Raw genomic sequence first — 15,911 nt, forward strand, 5'->3', positions numbered from 1 at the left:
CTTAGGCCGCCTTGTTCTCGCCACCCGGGTTCATCATTTCCTGCTCGACCGCGTCGATCGACGGACGCTCGTAAGCCGAGATCGTCTTGCGGCCGTATTCGAGAGCAACCTGCGGCACCGAGCCGTTCATGTAGGCGAGCAGCGTCTGCTTCACGATGACGTAGAGACGGTGCTGCTTGGAGCGAACGATCTTGATCTGCGAGCAGATCGGCGAGCAGACGCAGTAAGAGAGAAGAATACCAAGGAAGGTACCGACAAGCGCCGAACCGATCAGGTGACCGAGAACTTCGGGCGAGTCGTTGATGTGCGCCATGGCCTTGATAACGCCGAGAACGGCCGCGACGATACCGATAGCCGGGAACGCGTCACCCATAGTCTGGATCGCGTGATAGGGCTTCAGCTTGTCGTGCAGGATGGTGTTGATTTCTTCGTCCATCAGCGCCTCGATCTCGTGAGAGCGGGCATTGCCGATGATGATCAGGCGGACGTAGTCACAGATGAACGCCGTCAGCTCCTTGTTTTTCAGCACCGTCGGGGCGGTCTGGAAGATCGAGGATTCGGCCGGGTTGTCGATATGCGCTTCGATTTCGTTGCGCGACTTGGTGCGCAGGTCGCGCATCAGCGAGTAGAGCACACCGAGCGTATCGAGATAATTGCGTTCCTTCGGAACCGTATGCTTGAAGGCTTCACCGAGCGCCTTGCCCGAATCCTTCACGACTTTCATGGGATTACCCATGATGAAACTGCCGAGACCGGCGCCGCCGATGATAACAAGCTCGAACGGCTGAAATAGCGCTTCGAGATGGCCACCCATGGCCATGAAGCTGCCGATGATGCAGCCGATCGTAATCACAAATCCGATAATGATATTCATCGTCAGTCACACCTGATCGTTATTTTCAGCTGATGGGATAGGGTTGCTGGCTTGCGTGAGGCTGATGGTTGTCCCCGCTGACAGGATTTTCGCGTGCCAGTTTCGCACAAGGAACTGCTGTCAGATTGGAGATGACGAATGGGCGAACTACGCCCGTTTCTGAGATGCCGCCTCAGCGGAAATCGGGTCGCACACCAGGGAACCCGATCTTCGTACCGTTCATCGCCAATGCCAGGAGCTTACCCCGATGCAATCCGGTCTTTATGTTTCTCTGTCATCACAGATGGCACTCGAAAAGCGTTTGACGACCATCGCGGACAACATGGCAAACGTGAACACGACGGGCTTTCGTGGCACGGAAGTGAAGTTCAACCAGATCCTCAGCAACACCGACAACAAGCTGAATGCCAAGGTTGCCTTCGTCTCGCAGGGTAATGACTATCTCTCTGGCGATACCGGCGAGCTGCAGCACACCGGCAACATGCTGGATTTCGCCATCAAGGGCGACGCCTGGTTCTCACTCGATACGCCGGCCGGTCAGGTTCTGACCAAAGACGGCCGCTTCACGATGAAGGACACCGGCGAGCTGGTTTCGATCCGCGGCTATCCGGTTCTCGATGCCGGCGGCGCGCCGATCATCCTCAACACGGCCGGCGGCGAGCCGAAGGTCGGCGCCGACGGCGGTATCTATCAAGGCAACCGCCAGGTTGGCTCTATCGGTCTGTTTGAGGCCGATATCTCCAAGGGCTACCTGCGCTATGAGAACAGCGGCGTCATGACCACGGAAACGCCGCGCGCCGTTACCGACCGCTTCAACGTCGGCGTCGAGCAAGGTTACCTGGAGAATTCCAACGTCAACGCGATGCGCGAGATCACCCAGTTGATCGAGGTCAACCGCGCCTTCGAAAGCATCGCATCGCTGACGACCGATAGCGAAAACTCGTTCAACGAGGCGATCAAGACGCTTGGTGGCAGCCGCTAAGCGGAAGGTCTGAGACATGAACACCGTGCCGCTGACAAAAGAAGCGCTTTCGCCCAAGCTCGAGCATCTCGCCGCTCTCGCCGCCCGTTATACGAAGCCGGAATTTTCCGTGGCCCATGGCGGCCATGTGCAGACCATCGCGGCAGGCCACTACACGGTTACCGGTCTTTCCAGGCACGTGCGCCTCGGCGAATTCGTGGCGCACAAGTCGGCAACCGGCATTCATCTCGGCGAGGTTGTCCGCGTCGAACCGGATCTCGCTTATGTCTGCCCGATCGAGCCGGGCGAGCCGATTGGCATCCACGATACCGTCATCCGCAAGGGTGCATTCCGCATCGCTCCCTCCGACAGCTGGTGCGGCCGGACCATCAATTCGCTCTGCGAGCCGATCGATGGTCTGGGTCCGATCACCGAAGGGCTCGATCGCCGTTCCATCTCCAACACCGCGCCGCCGTCGATGACCCGAAAGCGCGTCGACAAGGGCTTCAAGACCGGCGTACGCGCCGTCGATATCTTCTCACCGCTTTGCCATGGCCAGCGCCTCGGCATCTTCGCCGGCTCCGGCGTCGGCAAGTCGACACTTCTCTCGATGCTCGCCATGGCCGATGCCTTCGACAAGGTTGTCATCGCGCTGGTCGGCGAACGCGGCCGCGAAGTGCGCGAATTCATCGAGGATACGCTCGGCGAAAACATGAAGAAGTCGATCGCCGTCGTGGCAACCAGCGACGAGAGCCCGATGCTGCGCAAGATGGCGCCGCTGACGGCGGTAACGATCGCCGAGTATTTTCGCGACCAGGGCCAGAACGTTCTTCTGATTGTCGACAGCGTCACCCGTTTCGCCCACGCGATCCGCGAAGTGGCGACCGCATCGGGTGAGCCGCCGATCGCTCGCGGCTATCCGGCCTCGGTTTTCACCGAACTGCCCCGGCTTCTGGAGCGCGCCGGCCCGGGACCTGAAGGAACCGGCACGATCACCGCGATCATCTCGATCCTCGTCGATGGCGACAATCACAACGATCCGATCGCCGACTCGACCCGCGGCATTCTCGATGGCCACCTCGTCCTGCAGCGTAGCCTGGCTGAAGAAGGCCGTTATCCGCCGATCGACCCGCTCGCCTCGATCTCGCGTCTCGCCCGCAAGGCCTGGACGCCGGACCAGGAGAAGCTGGTCTCGCGTCTGAAGTCGCTGATCCACCGTTTCGAAGAGACACGCGACCTGCGTCTGATCGGTGGTTACCGTCCGGGCGCTGACCCGGATTTGGACATGGCGGTCAAGCAAGTACCAATTATTTACGATGTTTTGAAACAGTCGCCGGGCGATTCGGCGTCGCCAGACGCCTTCGCCGATCTGGCCACTGCCCTTAAGGCGGCAGCCGGAATGCCGAACCAGCCAGGGGCTCCGAGAAGAGGTTGAACGTGACCGGGTTTGAAGACGACGACGAGCGCATTGCTCCGCTGAAGTCGAATGAGAAGCGGCAGTCGATGATGCTCGACCGCCTGCTGACCGTGACAGGTCTCGCGCTCGCGGGCGCCGCGGCGATTTTCCCCTGGTACGTCTTCTTCAACGAGGACAAGTTCAGCATCAATGTTGCCCAGGGCGATCGCACGCGGGATCTTCCCGACTGGCCGGCACGCAACGTTTTCAGCGTCTCGCCGCTTGCCATGGTCAACAAGAACGAAGTCCAGAACAAGCCGGAGCCGCTCGACCAGCTGACCACCGCAACGGTCTCCAGCGTCGGCAAGGAAGTCGAAAAGGGCCTGGTGCCGGAAGACCAGCCGTTCCCGGCGAGCTCCGGATTCAAGCTTCTGCATGTGGCAAACGGCAGGGCGCTGATCGAGGACACGACCGGAATGTATGTCGTGCGTGTCGGATCGGTTTTGCCGGACGAAAGCCGCCTCGCGACGATCGAGCAGCGCGACGGCAAATGGGTGATCGTCACCTCCAAGGGCGACATCTACCGCTAATTCCAGACTGCAAAGCTCAGAGCATGAAGAAAAGCCCCGGCCCCACCTGGGGCTTTTTTGTTGATGCCCGAGGCATAACGGACACGCAGGCCTAAAGCCGCGTTCTCCGTAAGTCTGACGCAAGATTACCGCCCTAGGGTCCTCTTAGTAAAAACGGAGAGTTCCCATGCAACCGATTCAACTGTTCGACTTGGCCTCGCGGCAGGCGGAATGGCTGACAGTCCGTCAGGAGGTTGTGGCCGGCAACATCGCGAACGCGAATACCCCGAAGTACCGTGCGAAGGACGTCTCACCCTTCCAGTCGGTCCTCGAAAACGCTGATGTTTCCATGGCGCGCACCAATCCTGCGCATTTCAGCGGCAACGATTTCAGCACCAGCGGCAGCATCGACGTCAAGGAAGCCGCACTCGATCAGGAGATCGGCGTGCAGGAATCCGGAAACACTGTCGGTCTCGCTGAAGAACTCTCCAAGTCAGGCGAAATCAAGCGCCAGTACGAGCTGAACACCTCGCTGGTCGGCTCTTTCAATAGAATGATGTTGATGACTGTAAGGAAGTAAAATCGTGGATCCTTTATCAGCAGCCATGAAGATTGCTGGGTCGGGGCTTGAGGCTCAATCGACTCGTCTGCGCATTGTCTCGGAAAACATCGCCAACTCGCGTTCGACTGGCGATACGCCGGGCGCCGATCCTTACCGCCGCAAGACGGTAACCTTCGGTGAGCAAGTTGATCGTGCCGGGGGCGTCACAACAGTTGGCGTCAAGAAGCTCGGTGTCGACGAGACGGAATTCACCACCGAATACGATCCGAGCAATCCTGCAGCGGATGAGCGTGGCGTGGTGAAGATGCCAAACGTCAACATGCTGGTCGAAATGGCCGACATGCGCGAAGCGAACCGGTCCTATGACGCGAATCTGCAGACCATCAAGCAGACGCGCGATTTGATCTCCTCCACCATCGACCTTCTGAAGAGCCAATAATGATCAGCAACGTACAGAGCATCGGTTCGCTTTCCGGCACACGCGGCCTTGGAAGCATCACGGACGAAAATTCATCGTCGCAGGTCACTTCGGCCGCAGAAAGCGCAAAGGCCGGCCAGAGCTTCTCTTCGATGCTTGGCAACATGGCGACCCAGGCCATGGACTCGGTCAAAGGCGCGGAATCCATGTCTTTCGCAGGCATCAAGGGCACGGCAACGACCCGTGAAGTCGTCGATTCCATGCTGCAGGCCGAGCAGACACTTCAAACGGCAATCGCCATCCGGGACAAGGTTGTATCGGCCTTCCTCGACGTCACCAAGATGCAGATGTAACCGGATAAGGACGAACAGATGAGAGCGCTTGCCATTGCGGCTACGGGCATGGATGCCCAGCAGACCAATCTCGAAGTCATCGCGAACAACATCGCGAACATCAACACGACAGGTTTCAAGCGCGCCCGCGCCGAATTCACCGACCTGCTGTACCAGACCGAACGCGCAAAGGGTGTCGCAAACCGCGCCAACCAGGCAATCGTTCCTGAAGGTGCAAATATCGGTCTCGGCGTTCAGACCGCCGCTGTCCGCAACCTGCATATCCAGGGCGAACTCAGCCAGACCGGTAACGACCTCGACGTCGCGCTCGTCGGCCGCGGGTTCTTCCAGGTCCAGACACCTGACGGCACGACGCTCTATAGCCGCGCCGGCGCCTTCAACAAGAATGAGACCGGCCAGCTGGTCACCACCGACGGCTATACGGTCGTACCCGGGATCACCATTCCCACCGGTTCGACGCAGCTGACGATCAGCCGCTCCGGCGAAGTGTCGGCGGTGCTCGCCGGCCAGACCGATCCGACCACTCTTGGCCAGTTGACGATTGCCGATTTCGTCAACGAGGCCGGCCTGACGCCAATGGGCGACAACCTCTTCCAGCAGACGCCGGCCTCCGGCGAAGCTGTCGTCGGCACCCCCGACGAAGAGGGCTACGGCTACATGAAGCAGGGTTACCTGGAATCGTCGAACGTCGACCCGGTGAAGGAAATCACCGAGCTGATCTCCGCGCAGCGCGCCTATGAAATGAACTCGAAGGTCATCACCACTGCCGACGAAATGGCCTCCATCGTCAGCAAGAACCTGAAGTAATCAAGGAAAGGGCCGAACATGATGTTTCGCCGGGCGAGAAATACCGTCGCTCTGACGGCACTGGCTGCGATCGCATATGGCGGTGTCCTTGTGACATCGCCGGCAAGCGCAGGCATGGGTTACGCGGTCGTCCCGACCGCGACGATCTATCCCGGAGAAACGATCAGCGCCGGCCAGCTTCAGGAAGTCGAAGTCACCAACCCCAACCTCTCGGGCGACTACGCAAAGTCGATCGATGAGGTCCGGGGAATGATCTCGAAGCGCACGCTTCTTCCCGGCCGGACCATCAATGTCTCGGCGCTGCGCGAAGCCTATACGGTGACGCGCGGCTCGCAGATCCGGCTTGTATTCAATCTTGGCCCGATGACCATTTCCGCGGCCGGTTCGCCGCTCGAAGATGGCTCGACCGGCCAGGTCATCCGCGCCCGCAACATGGATTCGGGCGTCATCATCAGCGGCACCGTGCTGGCTGACGGCACCATCCACGTGGCGGCAAAATGAAGATCGTCTCTCGCATGCTCGCCGCGCTCGCGGCTCTCTCCATGTGCATGACCACCGTGACGCCTGCCGTCGCGATGTCGTCGCGCATCAAGGATATCGCTTCGCTGCAGGCTGGCCGCGATAACCAGCTGATCGGCTACGGCTTGATCGTCGGCCTGCAGGGAACGGGCGACGGCTTCCGCGCCTCGCCGTTCACCGAACAGTCGATGCGCGCCATGCTGCAGAATCTCGGCATCTCGACGCAGGGCGGCGAATCCAACGCCAAGAACACCGCAGCGGTGATGGTCACCGCCAATCTTCCGCCGTTCGCCAGCCCCGGCAGCCGCATCGACGTCAATGTCAGCTCGCTGGGCGATGCCTCGTCGCTGCGCGGCGGCACACTGGTCATGACCTCGCTGTCGGGCGCCGATGGCCAAATCTATGCCGTTGCCCAGGGTTCCGTCGTGGTGTCAGGCTTTCAGGCGCAGGGTGCTGCGGCAACCGTTACCGAAGGCGTGACCACTGCCGGCCGCGTTCCCGGCGGTGCGATCATCGAACGCGAACTGCCATCGCGCTTCAAGGATTCCGTCAATCTCGTCCTGCAGCTTCGTAACCCGGACTTCTCGACCGCCGTGCGTATCTCCGATGTCGTCAACGGCTATGCGTCGTCGCGCTTCGGCGGCCCCGTTGCCGAAGCCAAGGACGCCCAGGAAGTCATCGTACAGAAGCCGCGTGAAGCCGACCTGACGCGCCTGATGGCCGATATCGAAAACCTCGTCGTCGAGACCGATACGCCCGCCAAGGTGGTGGTCAACGAGCGAACGGGCACCATCGTCATCGGCGCTGACGTCCGGGTGTCACCGGTTGCTGTCAGCTACGGTACGCTGACGGTCCAGGTCACCGAGACGCCGCAGGTCATCCAGCCCGAACCCTTCTCCAAGGGTCAGACGGCCATACAGCCGCAGACCGACATCGCCGCGCAGAAATCCGGCGGCCGGGTGGCAATGCTTGATGGTCCCGATCTGCGCACGCTCGTTGCCGGTCTCAATAATATTGGCGTGAAACCGGACGGCATCATCGCCATCCTCCAAGGCATCAAATCTGCAGGTGCGCTGCAGGCGGAGCTTGTGCTGCAATGATCAGGCTGAACAAGGACATGACGGTTGCCGAATTGTTGCGGCGCTCGGCGCTGCCGGCGGCAGCCGTGCTGCTGCTTTCCATTCCTGGCGCCTTCGCACAGGAAGCGCAGAAGCCGGAGGGCGACATCACCTCCGAGGACGAAATCAAGCAGTTCTGCACCAACATCGCCGATCCAGCCCGCGACCAGCGTTATCTCCTGCAAAAGCAGGAGCTCGAGAAGCTGCGCGCCGACATCGATACGCGCGTCGCCGAAATGGATAAGCGCAAGGCCGAATACCAGGACTGGCTGAAGCGCCGTGATGTCTTCCTCAAGCAGGCCGAAGCCGGCCTGACGGACATCTACAAGAACATGAAGCCGGATGCTGCTGCACTGCAGCTCGAGAAGGCCAAGACCGAGATTGCGGCCGCCGTGATCATGCGGCTTGGCCCGCGTCAGTCGAGCCTGATCCTCAACGAGATGGACCCTGAGAAGGCCGCCGTCATCGCCAACATCATCGCCAGTGCATCCGATCCCAATACGTCGAAGGATCCCTCATGAACAAGCGTTTCCCGGCTGCCATTGCCGCCGTCGCCCTTCTCGCCGGCTGCCAGTCGCCGCAGTCCGTGAGGGAGATCGGCCGGGCGCCCGCCATGAGCCCGATCGGCAGCGGCCTGGCCTACGGCCAGACGCCGCAGATGGCGCTTTATCCGAAGCAGCCGCGCCAGGTCGCGCAGGGCTACTCGCTCTGGAGCGATAGCCAAGCGGCTCTGTTCAAGGACGCACGCGCATTGAATGTCGGCGACATCCTGACGGTCAATATCCAGATCAACGACAAGGCGAAGTTCGAGAACGACACCAGCCGCAGCCGCACCAATTCCAGCGGCATGAACTGGGACGTCAATGCCAATATTCTCGGCTGGAATCCGGCTTCGAAGACGGACCTGACCTACGGCTCCGACACGAGCACCGACGGCAAGGGCAAGATCGACCGGTCCGAGACGCTGAAGCTCATGGTCGCCGCCGTCGTCACCGGTATTCTCGAGAACGGCAACCTTGTTATCAGCGGTTCACAGGAAGTTCGCGTCAACCAGGAAATCCGCATCCTCAACGTCGCCGGTATCGTGCGGCCGCAGGATGTCAATTCCGACAACCAGATCTCGTATGAGAAGATCGCCGAAGCCCGCATCTCCTACGGTGGCCGTGGCCGCCTGATGGAAATGCAGCAGCCGCCGCGCGGCCAGCAGGCCGTCGATCTCTTCTCACCGCTTTAAGGCCGGAACCATGGCAGACGAAGAAGCAGGCGAAGCCAAACCGAAGAAGAAATCGGCAGCGATGATGACGATCGTCGGCATCGCCATCCTGACACTTCTCGGCGCCGGCGGCGGCTGGGCGGTGGGCACGATGATCGCCCCAAACGTCAAGAGCGCCGAGCAGGCGAATGAGGCAGCTGCCGAACCGAAGCCCGCCGGCGGCGAGAAGAAGGAAGGCGAAGCCGGCCTCCCGCATGTCTCGACAGAGGCGAACAACGTCGTTCAGCTCGAGCCGATCACTTCCAACCTCGCTTACCCCTCCGAAAACTGGGTGAGGCTAGAGGTCGCACTGCTCTTCAACGGGCCGCCCGACGTGAAGGTCGCCGAAGATATCCATCAGGATATAATGGCTTACATCAGAACGGTTTCGCTGCAGCAGATCGAAGGTCCGCGCGGCTTTCAATATCTACGGGATGACATCCAGGAACGTGTTGACCTGCGCTCTCAGGGGCGCGTATCCAAGGTCATGTTCAGGACCTTTGTCATCGAATGATTCGATTCATAATTTTCTTGGCCGCCATGATGGCGGTACCAGAATTGGCGGTGGCTCAGCAGCTGCCGACAAATCTGTTAAATCTTCCTGTCGATGGTTCGGTCGCTGCCTGGATCATCCGCACATTCGGCCTTCTGACCGTTCTTTCGGTCGCGCCGGGCATCCTGATCATGGTGACGAGTTTTCCTCGCTTCATCATTGCCTTCTCGATCCTGCGCACCGGTCTCGGCCTCTCGTCCACGCCATCCAACATGATCCTGCTGTCGCTGTCGCTGTTCATGACCTTCTACGTCATGGCGCCGACCTTCGATAAGGCATGGCAGGACGGCGTTCAGCCGCTTCTCGCCAACCAGATCCAGGAGCAGGAAGCGGTCCAGCGCATTGCCGAGCCTTTTCGCACCTTCATGGCAGCCAATACCCGCGACAAGGATCTGGCGCTCTTCGTCGATCTGGCCCGCGAGCGTGGGCAGAACGTTCAGACAGGCGCGCTCATCGACTACCGCGTCCTGCTCCCGGCCTTCATGATTTCCGAAATCCGCCGCGGTTTCGAAATCGGCTTCCTGGTCGTCCTGCCGTTCCTGGTCATCGACCTGATTGTCGCCACCATCACTATGGCCATGGGTATGATGATGCTGCCGCCGACGTCGATCTCGCTGCCCTTCAAGATCCTGTTCTTCGTGCTGATCGACGGCTGGAATCTTCTGGTTGGCAGCCTGGTCCGCTCCTTCAGCTGATACGCTCACGATCTTTCATTCGCCCGCATAAAGAAAACCCGCCGGGAGCAACTCCGGCGGGTTTTGCATGTCTCCGGTCTCGGGCCGCTATTATGCGGACGGGAACGGTTCGGTCCGTGCCGGCAGGGCAGGGACGTCGAAGTGATCGGGTGCTTCGCCTTGCTTGGCGCGTTCGGCCATCGTCTCGTAAGCCTGTTCCAGATGGCGGCAGAAGCGCTCGGCGTCGAAGAGCGGGGCGATGTAGCGCTGTTCGGCAAGATGCGCCTTGTAACCGGCGATCTTTTCCGGCTGCGCCGCCAGTTCGACTGCGAGATCTTCGTAGCCCTGCAGGTCCGCACCGACGAGTTCGGGCAGGCCAATGGCATTCAGCAGGCTTTCGCTGACGCGTGAGGCGAAGTTGGTGCCCTTCATGGTGAGAACCGGCAGACCGCCCCAGAGCTGCTCCGACGTCGTCGTATGGCCGTTGACGGGGAAGGTGTCGATGCCGATATCGGCAGCCTGCAGACGGCTGATATGTTCCTCATAGGCGCTGCGCTTGCAGAAGACGATCCTGTCGGTGGGCACGCTCTCTGCCTGGAAGGCCTTCCGCAGGTTGCCCTCGTTGCGCGGCGAGGTCGTCATCAGCCACAGCACGCTGTTTGGCGCACGCTTCAGGATGCGGGCCCAGCTCGCAATCGCTTCCGGGGTGATCTTGCGATTGCCGTTGAAGGAGGCAAATACGAAAGCGTCTTCCGGAAGGCCGAACTGGTCGCGGGTGACCGGACGCGGCTGCGGACGGTTCGCAGGGTCGTTCGGCTGGTAGCTCTCCGGCATCCGGCAGAACTTCTCGTGATAGAAGGGCTTGGCGACGTCAGGCAGCACGAAGTGGTCGCCGATGACATAGTCGAGATCGATGCCGAGGGTGCTTCCCGGGAAGCCGAGCCAGGCGACATGTACCGGCGCCAGCGGCATGTTGAACGTGTGGGCGCGGCTGTCGGCCGTGTGTCCCTTGAGGTCAACCATGATGTCGATGTTGTGGTCGCGAACGACCTGCAGCACGTCCTTGTCGGCGATGCTGTGAATATCGACGACGGTACCCCATTTGCTGCGATCGGTCTTGTTGGTCTGCAGCGCCAGCGGTCCGCTATGGTCGAACAGCACGATCTCGAACTTGTCGCGGTCGTGGAGTTCGAGAACGCGCTGCATCAGCTTCATGGTCGCGTGGTTGTCCCAGAAGTCCGAGGACATGTAGCCGACGCGGATCTTGCCGGCCCACGCATGCGGCAGACCGCGGCGAAGTGCGATCTTTTCAGGATCGAGTTTCGGCACGCCGACCGTCGGGTAGCGATTGTGGTCTTCGTTGCCACACCAGTGAAGGTGATAGAAGGGGTGATCCTTCTGCAGGACCTCCGGCCGTCCGCCGGCAACCAAGTCGTCGACGACCTTCTGGTGCTTCTGCGCCTCTTCGTAATCGTTGAATTCGCGCAGGAAGATCAGATAGAGGAAGCGTGCCGAATAATCCTTCGGGAAGCGCTTGAAGATATTGCGGGCGAGAAGCTCGTTGGAAGCGTCGCTGAGATCGTTGGAAACCAGCTTGGCAGCGGCTGCAAGGTGCTCGCGGTTGCTGCTCTCGGAAAGGACGTTCTTCAGCGGCTGGATCAGATCGCGCTGTTGGCGGCCGAGGAATACGGAGACGAGAATGAATGCGAGATCGGGGTCGCGCTGCGCCTTTTCGAAGTTGCGCATGCAGATCACCAGAGCCTCGTCCTCCTCGCCGCATTCGAAATGCAGCCGCGCGGCGAGCTTGTGATACTCGTAGGAGTTCGGGCCTTCGGATTTGGCCGCAAGAGAATAGGATTTCGCCGCGTCCGACTTGAAACCAAGCTGAAGCAGGTTCTTGGCCAGCAGCGCGTAGGTCTTCGCATCTTTCTGGACGTCGATCAGCTGGTTCAGGGTTGCGAGAGACTTTGTGTAGCGCCCCATCTGGTATTCACGGGATGCCACCGAAAACGAGACTTTGCTGTTCAAAACCGAACTCCGTTTGGAAATGCTCTGATCAAAACGCCGATGCAGCCGCGGCACAGAAGACCGTCACCTCGAAATGGAACGAGTTCACCTGCTTCCCGGCTTTGCCATATTCGCACGCGAAGCCTGCTCGAAGCTGGTGGCGCAGGCGCCGGACGGGCTCGGTGAGTGCAACCGAAAATATCTTGCGGAAGATTTAACTATACTTGGCATGGGTCCTGTCGGCCCCCGCACATTTAAGGAGTTGGCAAGCATTGGCTGCGAGATTGCCCTGGACATGACGGGTTTGGGGCCACACAGAAAAGGCGCCCAGTAGCATGAAGCGCATCCGCCATCGCCGGTAATCACAGTCCGGTATGTCCTCGTTTTTGTATCTAGTTTTCTAGGGGACAGACTTATGACAAGCATTAATACCAACACTTCCGCAATGGCAGCACTCCAGACGCTGCGTAACGTCAACCAGAACCTCGGCAAGACCCAGGATCACGTTTCGTCGGGTCTGCGCGTTGGCAAGGCTGCCGACAACGCAGCTTACTGGTCGATCGCAACGACGATGAAGTCGGACACGAAGGCCCTCGGCGCCGTATCTGACGCTCTCGGCATGGGCGCTGCCAAGGTTGACACGGCTTACACCGCTGTCGAAAGCTCCATCGACGTCGTTTCCGAAATCAAGTCGAAGCTCGTTGCTGCGACTGAAGACGGTGTCGACAAGTCGAAGGTTCAGGACGAAATCACCCAGCTCCAGGCGCAGCTGAAGAGCATTTCTTCTTCCGCTTCGTTCAACGGCGAGAACTGGGTTGCCAACTCGACCGGCGAAACGATGAGCGTTGTCTCCTCCTTCGTTCGCAGCAGCTCTGGTTCGGTATCGGTCACCACGTCCGAATACACGGCCGGTGCAACCGATCTGCTCTACACCGATGCGACTGCCGGTACCGGCGGTATTCTCGGCACGGCCGGTGCGTCTTCGGGCAAGTCGATCACCGAGTTCACGATCGACTCCTCCACGACCAAGGGCGGTATCGACAACCTGCTGAGCGACGTTGAAACCGCTCTGAAGGACATGACCTCGCTCGGTTCGAAGTTCGGTTCGATCTCCTCGCGTATCGACATGCAGTCGAACTTCGTTTCGTCGCTCAGCGACTCGATCGAATCGGGTGTTGGCCGCCTCGTCGACGCCGACATGGAAGAAGAGTCCTCGAAGCTGACCGCTCTGCAGACGCAGCAGCAGCTGGCCATCCAGTCGCTCTCGATTGCAAACTCCTCGTCGCAGAACATCCTGTCGCTCTTCCGTTAAGAGCTGGCAGCAAGTACCGAAAACTCGAAATGGCCGGTGTCTCACCGGCCATTTTTGTTATTAAAAATGGATTAACGGGATTTAACCTAAGTTACCGATTTTTAACGATTTTTTTTAACCGTGTTTAGCTTCTTTTAACGATGATGCTGTTTTCTAAGCACATCGAAACGGCGGTCGGTCAACAGACGATCGGCAGGCATGACGCTGAGCGCCGTTCCCGGTGAGACCGGAATGCCCTTCATCACGTAGCCAATTAGGGGCACATTTAAATGACCAGCATTCTTACCAACAATTCCGCAATGTCCGCTCTGCAGACCCTGCGTAACGTCAACCAGAACCTCGCCGACACCCAGAACCACGTTTCGTCGGGTCTGCGCGTTGGCAAGGCTGCCGACAACGCAGCTTACTGGTCGATCGCAACGACGATGAAGTCGGACAACAAGGCCCTCGGCGCCGTTTCTGACGCTCTCGGCATGGGTGCTGCCAAGGTTGACACGGCTTACACCGCTGTCGAAAGCTCCATCGACGTCGTTTCCGAAATCAAGTCGAAGCTCGTTGCTGCAACCGAAGACGGCGTTGACAAGTCGAAGGTTCAGGACGAAATCACCCAGCTCCAGGCGCAGCTGAAGAGCATTTCTTCTTCCGCTTCGTTCAACGGCGAAAACTGGGTTGCCAACAACGCCGGCGAAACGATGAGCGTTGTCTCCTCCTTCGTCCGCAGCAACACCGGCGCTGTATCTGTTACGGTCACCGAATACACCGCTTCCGACACCGATCTGCTCTACACCGATGCGACTGCCGGTACCGGCGGTATTCTCGGCACGGCCGGTGCGTCTTCGGGCAAGTCGATCACCGAGTTCACGATCGACTCCTCCACGACCAAGGGCGACATCGACGGCCTGCTGACCGACGTTGAAACCGCTCTGAAGGACATGACCTCGCTCGGTTCGAAATTCGGGTCGATCTCCTCGCGTATCGACATGCAGTCGAACTTCGTTTCGTCGCTCAGCGACGCAATCGAATCGGGTGTTGGCCGCCTCGTCGACGCCGACATGGAAGAAGAGTCCTCGAAGCTGACCGCTCTGCAGACGCAGCAGCAGCTGGCCATCCAGTCGCTCTCGATTGCAAACTCCTCTTCGCAGAACATCCTGTCGCTCTTCCGCGGCTAATAGGATTAGCGATACAGGCCCTCCGGCATTGTCCGGTCGGCCCAGGAAAACGGAACCGCGCCTTAACGGGCGCGGTTTTTTGCTGTCCGCGTTAACGTTTTGTTAACCATTTTGTCGTCTTCTGCGCTCAACGTAACGGTGAGTTAACCAAGTTTAATCCCAGGTTAACAGGCATGAGCGCTGGTTCCCGTTCCCGGTAGGCCGGAATGTCCCTTCTCGACGTATTGCCAATAAGGGGCACTTTTTCATGACGAGCATTTTGACGAACGTCGCAGCCATGGCTGCGCTTCAGACACTTCGTACGATTAACAACAGTCTCGAAACCACCCAGAATCACGTATCCTCCGGTTACCGTGTCGCCAAGGCTGCCGATAACGCCGCCTACTGGTCGATTGCGACGACCATGCGCTCCGACAACAAGGCGCTTTCCGCCGTGTCCGACGCGTTGGGTCTTGGCGCAGCAAAGGTCGACACCGCCTATTCGGCGATGGACAGCGCCATCGACGTCGTCACCGAGATCAAGTCCAAGCTTGTCGCCGCAACCGAAAAGGGCGTCGACCGCACGAAGATCCAGGAAGAAGTGAAGCAGCTTCAGTCTCAGCTTCTGAGCATCGCGCAGTCCGCATCGTTCTCCGGCGAAAACTGGGTGGCGGGCAACGAAACCAAGAGTGTGGTCTCGTCTTTCGTTCGCGACGGCAACGGCAACACTTCGGTCACCACCACCGAATATGTGCTGAACTCCGCTTCGACCGGCAACGTGCTGTTCGGCACCAGCAACGGATCGATCGATACCTCGACTGGCATCATCGGTAGCTCCAACGGCACGATCGGCTCGATCTTCTCGTTCGACATCTCCAACCTGTCGACGGATGACATCGGCCTCGCCCTGAATGCTGTGGAGGCAGGTCTTGAATCAATGACGAAGGCGGCTTCGCAGCTCGGTTCGATTTCGACACGCATTCAGTTGCAGGAGAATTTCGTCTCGTCTCTGAGCGACTCCATCGACTCGGGTGTCGGCCGTCTCGTCGATGCCAACATGGAAGAGGAATCGTCCAAACTGACCGCGCTTCAGACACAGCAGCAGCTGGCGATCCAGTCGCTGTCGATTGCGAATTCTAGCGCGCAGAACGTTCTGACGCTGTTCCGCAGCTAAGCCGGAAATTGAAGCTGGACCGAATCTTGCGGCGCTGTTTTCAATCCGTCAAAAACACTCAGAAATCGCGCTCGAAAGGCGCGATTTTCGTTTTAAAAACATGTACTTAAATGAGTTTTCAAGTTTCGGCGTCCCGAGGGGCCTCAACCCTTGAAACTATGCTTAAAGTTGGGTTAATTTCACCAACGAGTTGATTTGTTACTGCGACGCACCG

18 protein-coding genes are annotated in these 15,911 nt (G+C 59.3%); 16 read left to right on the plus strand and 2 right to left on the minus strand.

Features of this window, described 5'->3' with window-relative positions:
• Window position 1: 1 nt before the first annotated feature.
• The gene (motA, locus tag AB4Z25_RS08640; protein ID WP_112387591.1) at window positions 2–874 is read right to left on the minus strand and encodes a flagellar motor stator protein MotA; all 873 of its coding nucleotides are present in this window, start codon (window positions 872–874) and stop codon (window positions 2–4) included.
• A gap of 247 nt (window positions 875–1,121) precedes the next feature.
• Between motA and flgF the strand changes: the two genes are divergently transcribed.
• The 13 genes from flgF (at window position 1,122) to fliP (ending at window position 10,077) form a co-directional block, all read left to right on the plus strand.
• Window positions 1,122–1,856, plus strand: coding sequence for a flagellar basal-body rod protein FlgF (gene flgF / locus AB4Z25_RS08645; RefSeq protein ID WP_112387592.1), 735 nt, complete (start codon window positions 1,122–1,124; stop codon window positions 1,854–1,856).
• Between the two features lie 16 nt (window positions 1,857–1,872).
• A complete protein-coding gene (fliI, locus tag AB4Z25_RS08650; protein WP_112538621.1) occupies window positions 1,873–3,270 on the plus strand; it encodes a flagellar protein export ATPase FliI in 1,398 nt (465 codons plus the stop codon).
• 68 nt (window positions 3,271–3,338) lie between these two features.
• Window positions 3,339–3,821, plus strand: coding sequence for a flagellar protein (locus tag AB4Z25_RS08655; RefSeq protein ID WP_442207998.1), 483 nt, complete (start codon window positions 3,339–3,341; stop codon window positions 3,819–3,821).
• Between the two features lie 166 nt (window positions 3,822–3,987).
• Window positions 3,988–4,380 carry a flagellar basal body rod protein FlgB gene (gene flgB / locus AB4Z25_RS08660; protein ID WP_112387594.1) on the plus strand — a complete coding sequence of 131 codons (393 nt, stop codon included), beginning with the start codon at window positions 3,988–3,990 and terminating at the stop codon, window positions 4,378–4,380.
• A 4-nt stretch (window positions 4,381–4,384) separates the two neighbouring features.
• Window positions 4,385–4,801: a flagellar basal body rod protein FlgC gene (flgC, locus tag AB4Z25_RS08665; protein WP_112387595.1), complete on the plus strand. Its 417-nt coding sequence runs from the start codon at window positions 4,385–4,387 to the stop codon at window positions 4,799–4,801.
• On the plus strand, window positions 4,801–5,133 hold the full coding sequence (locus AB4Z25_RS08670; protein ID WP_112387596.1) for a flagellar hook-basal body complex protein FliE: 333 nt from the start codon (window positions 4,801–4,803) through the stop codon (window positions 5,131–5,133). Before flgC ends, AB4Z25_RS08670 begins: the two co-directional genes overlap by 1 nt.
• Window positions 5,134–5,151: 18 nt before the next feature.
• Window positions 5,152–5,940: a flagellar basal-body rod protein FlgG gene (flgG, locus tag AB4Z25_RS08675; RefSeq protein WP_112387597.1), complete on the plus strand. Its 789-nt coding sequence runs from the start codon at window positions 5,152–5,154 to the stop codon at window positions 5,938–5,940.
• 18 nt (window positions 5,941–5,958) lie between these two features.
• Window positions 5,959–6,441: a flagellar basal body P-ring formation chaperone FlgA gene (gene flgA, locus AB4Z25_RS08680; RefSeq protein WP_112387598.1), complete on the plus strand. Its 483-nt coding sequence runs from the start codon at window positions 5,959–5,961 to the stop codon at window positions 6,439–6,441.
• Window positions 6,438–7,559 carry a flagellar basal body P-ring protein FlgI gene (locus AB4Z25_RS08685; RefSeq protein WP_112538622.1) on the plus strand — a complete coding sequence of 374 codons (1,122 nt, stop codon included), beginning with the start codon at window positions 6,438–6,440 and terminating at the stop codon, window positions 7,557–7,559. Before flgA ends, AB4Z25_RS08685 begins: the two co-directional genes overlap by 4 nt.
• The gene (locus tag AB4Z25_RS08690; protein WP_112513961.1) at window positions 7,556–8,098 is read left to right on the plus strand and encodes a MotE family protein; all 543 of its coding nucleotides are present in this window, start codon (window positions 7,556–7,558) and stop codon (window positions 8,096–8,098) included. The genes AB4Z25_RS08685 and AB4Z25_RS08690 overlap by 4 nt, the downstream gene beginning before the upstream one ends.
• On the plus strand, window positions 8,095–8,811 hold the full coding sequence (flgH, locus tag AB4Z25_RS08695) for a flagellar basal body L-ring protein FlgH (RefSeq protein ID WP_112387601.1): 717 nt from the start codon (window positions 8,095–8,097) through the stop codon (window positions 8,809–8,811). The genes AB4Z25_RS08690 and flgH overlap by 4 nt, the downstream gene beginning before the upstream one ends.
• Window positions 8,812–8,821: 10 nt before the next feature.
• On the plus strand, window positions 8,822–9,343 hold the full coding sequence (locus tag AB4Z25_RS08700) for a flagellar basal body-associated FliL family protein (RefSeq protein ID WP_112538623.1): 522 nt from the start codon (window positions 8,822–8,824) through the stop codon (window positions 9,341–9,343).
• Window positions 9,340–10,077 (plus strand): flagellar type III secretion system pore protein FliP, encoded by a 738-nt coding sequence (gene fliP / locus AB4Z25_RS08705; RefSeq protein WP_112387603.1) that lies wholly within the window; start codon window positions 9,340–9,342, stop codon window positions 10,075–10,077. The genes AB4Z25_RS08700 and fliP overlap by 4 nt, the downstream gene beginning before the upstream one ends.
• Before the next feature lie 90 nt (window positions 10,078–10,167).
• Here fliP and AB4Z25_RS08710 read toward each other — a convergent pair whose 3' ends face one another.
• Entirely contained in the window at window positions 10,168–12,039 is a 1,872-nt protein-coding gene (locus tag AB4Z25_RS08710) for an O-linked N-acetylglucosamine transferase family protein (protein ID WP_112538624.1), read from the minus strand.
• A gap of 439 nt (window positions 12,040–12,478) precedes the next feature.
• Between AB4Z25_RS08710 and AB4Z25_RS08715 the strand changes: the two genes are divergently transcribed.
• The 3 genes from AB4Z25_RS08715 to AB4Z25_RS08725 all read left to right on the plus strand — a co-directional run bounded on the left by AB4Z25_RS08715 (window position 12,479) and on the right by AB4Z25_RS08725 (window position 15,697).
• Window positions 12,479–13,375: a flagellin N-terminal helical domain-containing protein gene (locus AB4Z25_RS08715; RefSeq protein ID WP_112387606.1), complete on the plus strand. Its 897-nt coding sequence runs from the start codon at window positions 12,479–12,481 to the stop codon at window positions 13,373–13,375.
• Between the two features lie 269 nt (window positions 13,376–13,644).
• Entirely contained in the window at window positions 13,645–14,544 is a 900-nt protein-coding gene (locus AB4Z25_RS08720; RefSeq protein ID WP_112387607.1) for a flagellin N-terminal helical domain-containing protein, read from the plus strand.
• A gap of 247 nt (window positions 14,545–14,791) precedes the next feature.
• Window positions 14,792–15,697 carry a flagellin N-terminal helical domain-containing protein gene (locus tag AB4Z25_RS08725; RefSeq protein ID WP_112387608.1) on the plus strand — a complete coding sequence of 302 codons (906 nt, stop codon included), beginning with the start codon at window positions 14,792–14,794 and terminating at the stop codon, window positions 15,695–15,697.
• The last annotated feature ends 214 nt before the right edge of the window (window positions 15,698–15,911 follow it).

Source organism: Rhizobium sp. RAF36 (assembly GCF_052114105.1).
In the GTDB taxonomy this organism is placed as follows: Bacteria; Pseudomonadota; Alphaproteobacteria; order Rhizobiales; family Rhizobiaceae; genus Rhizobium.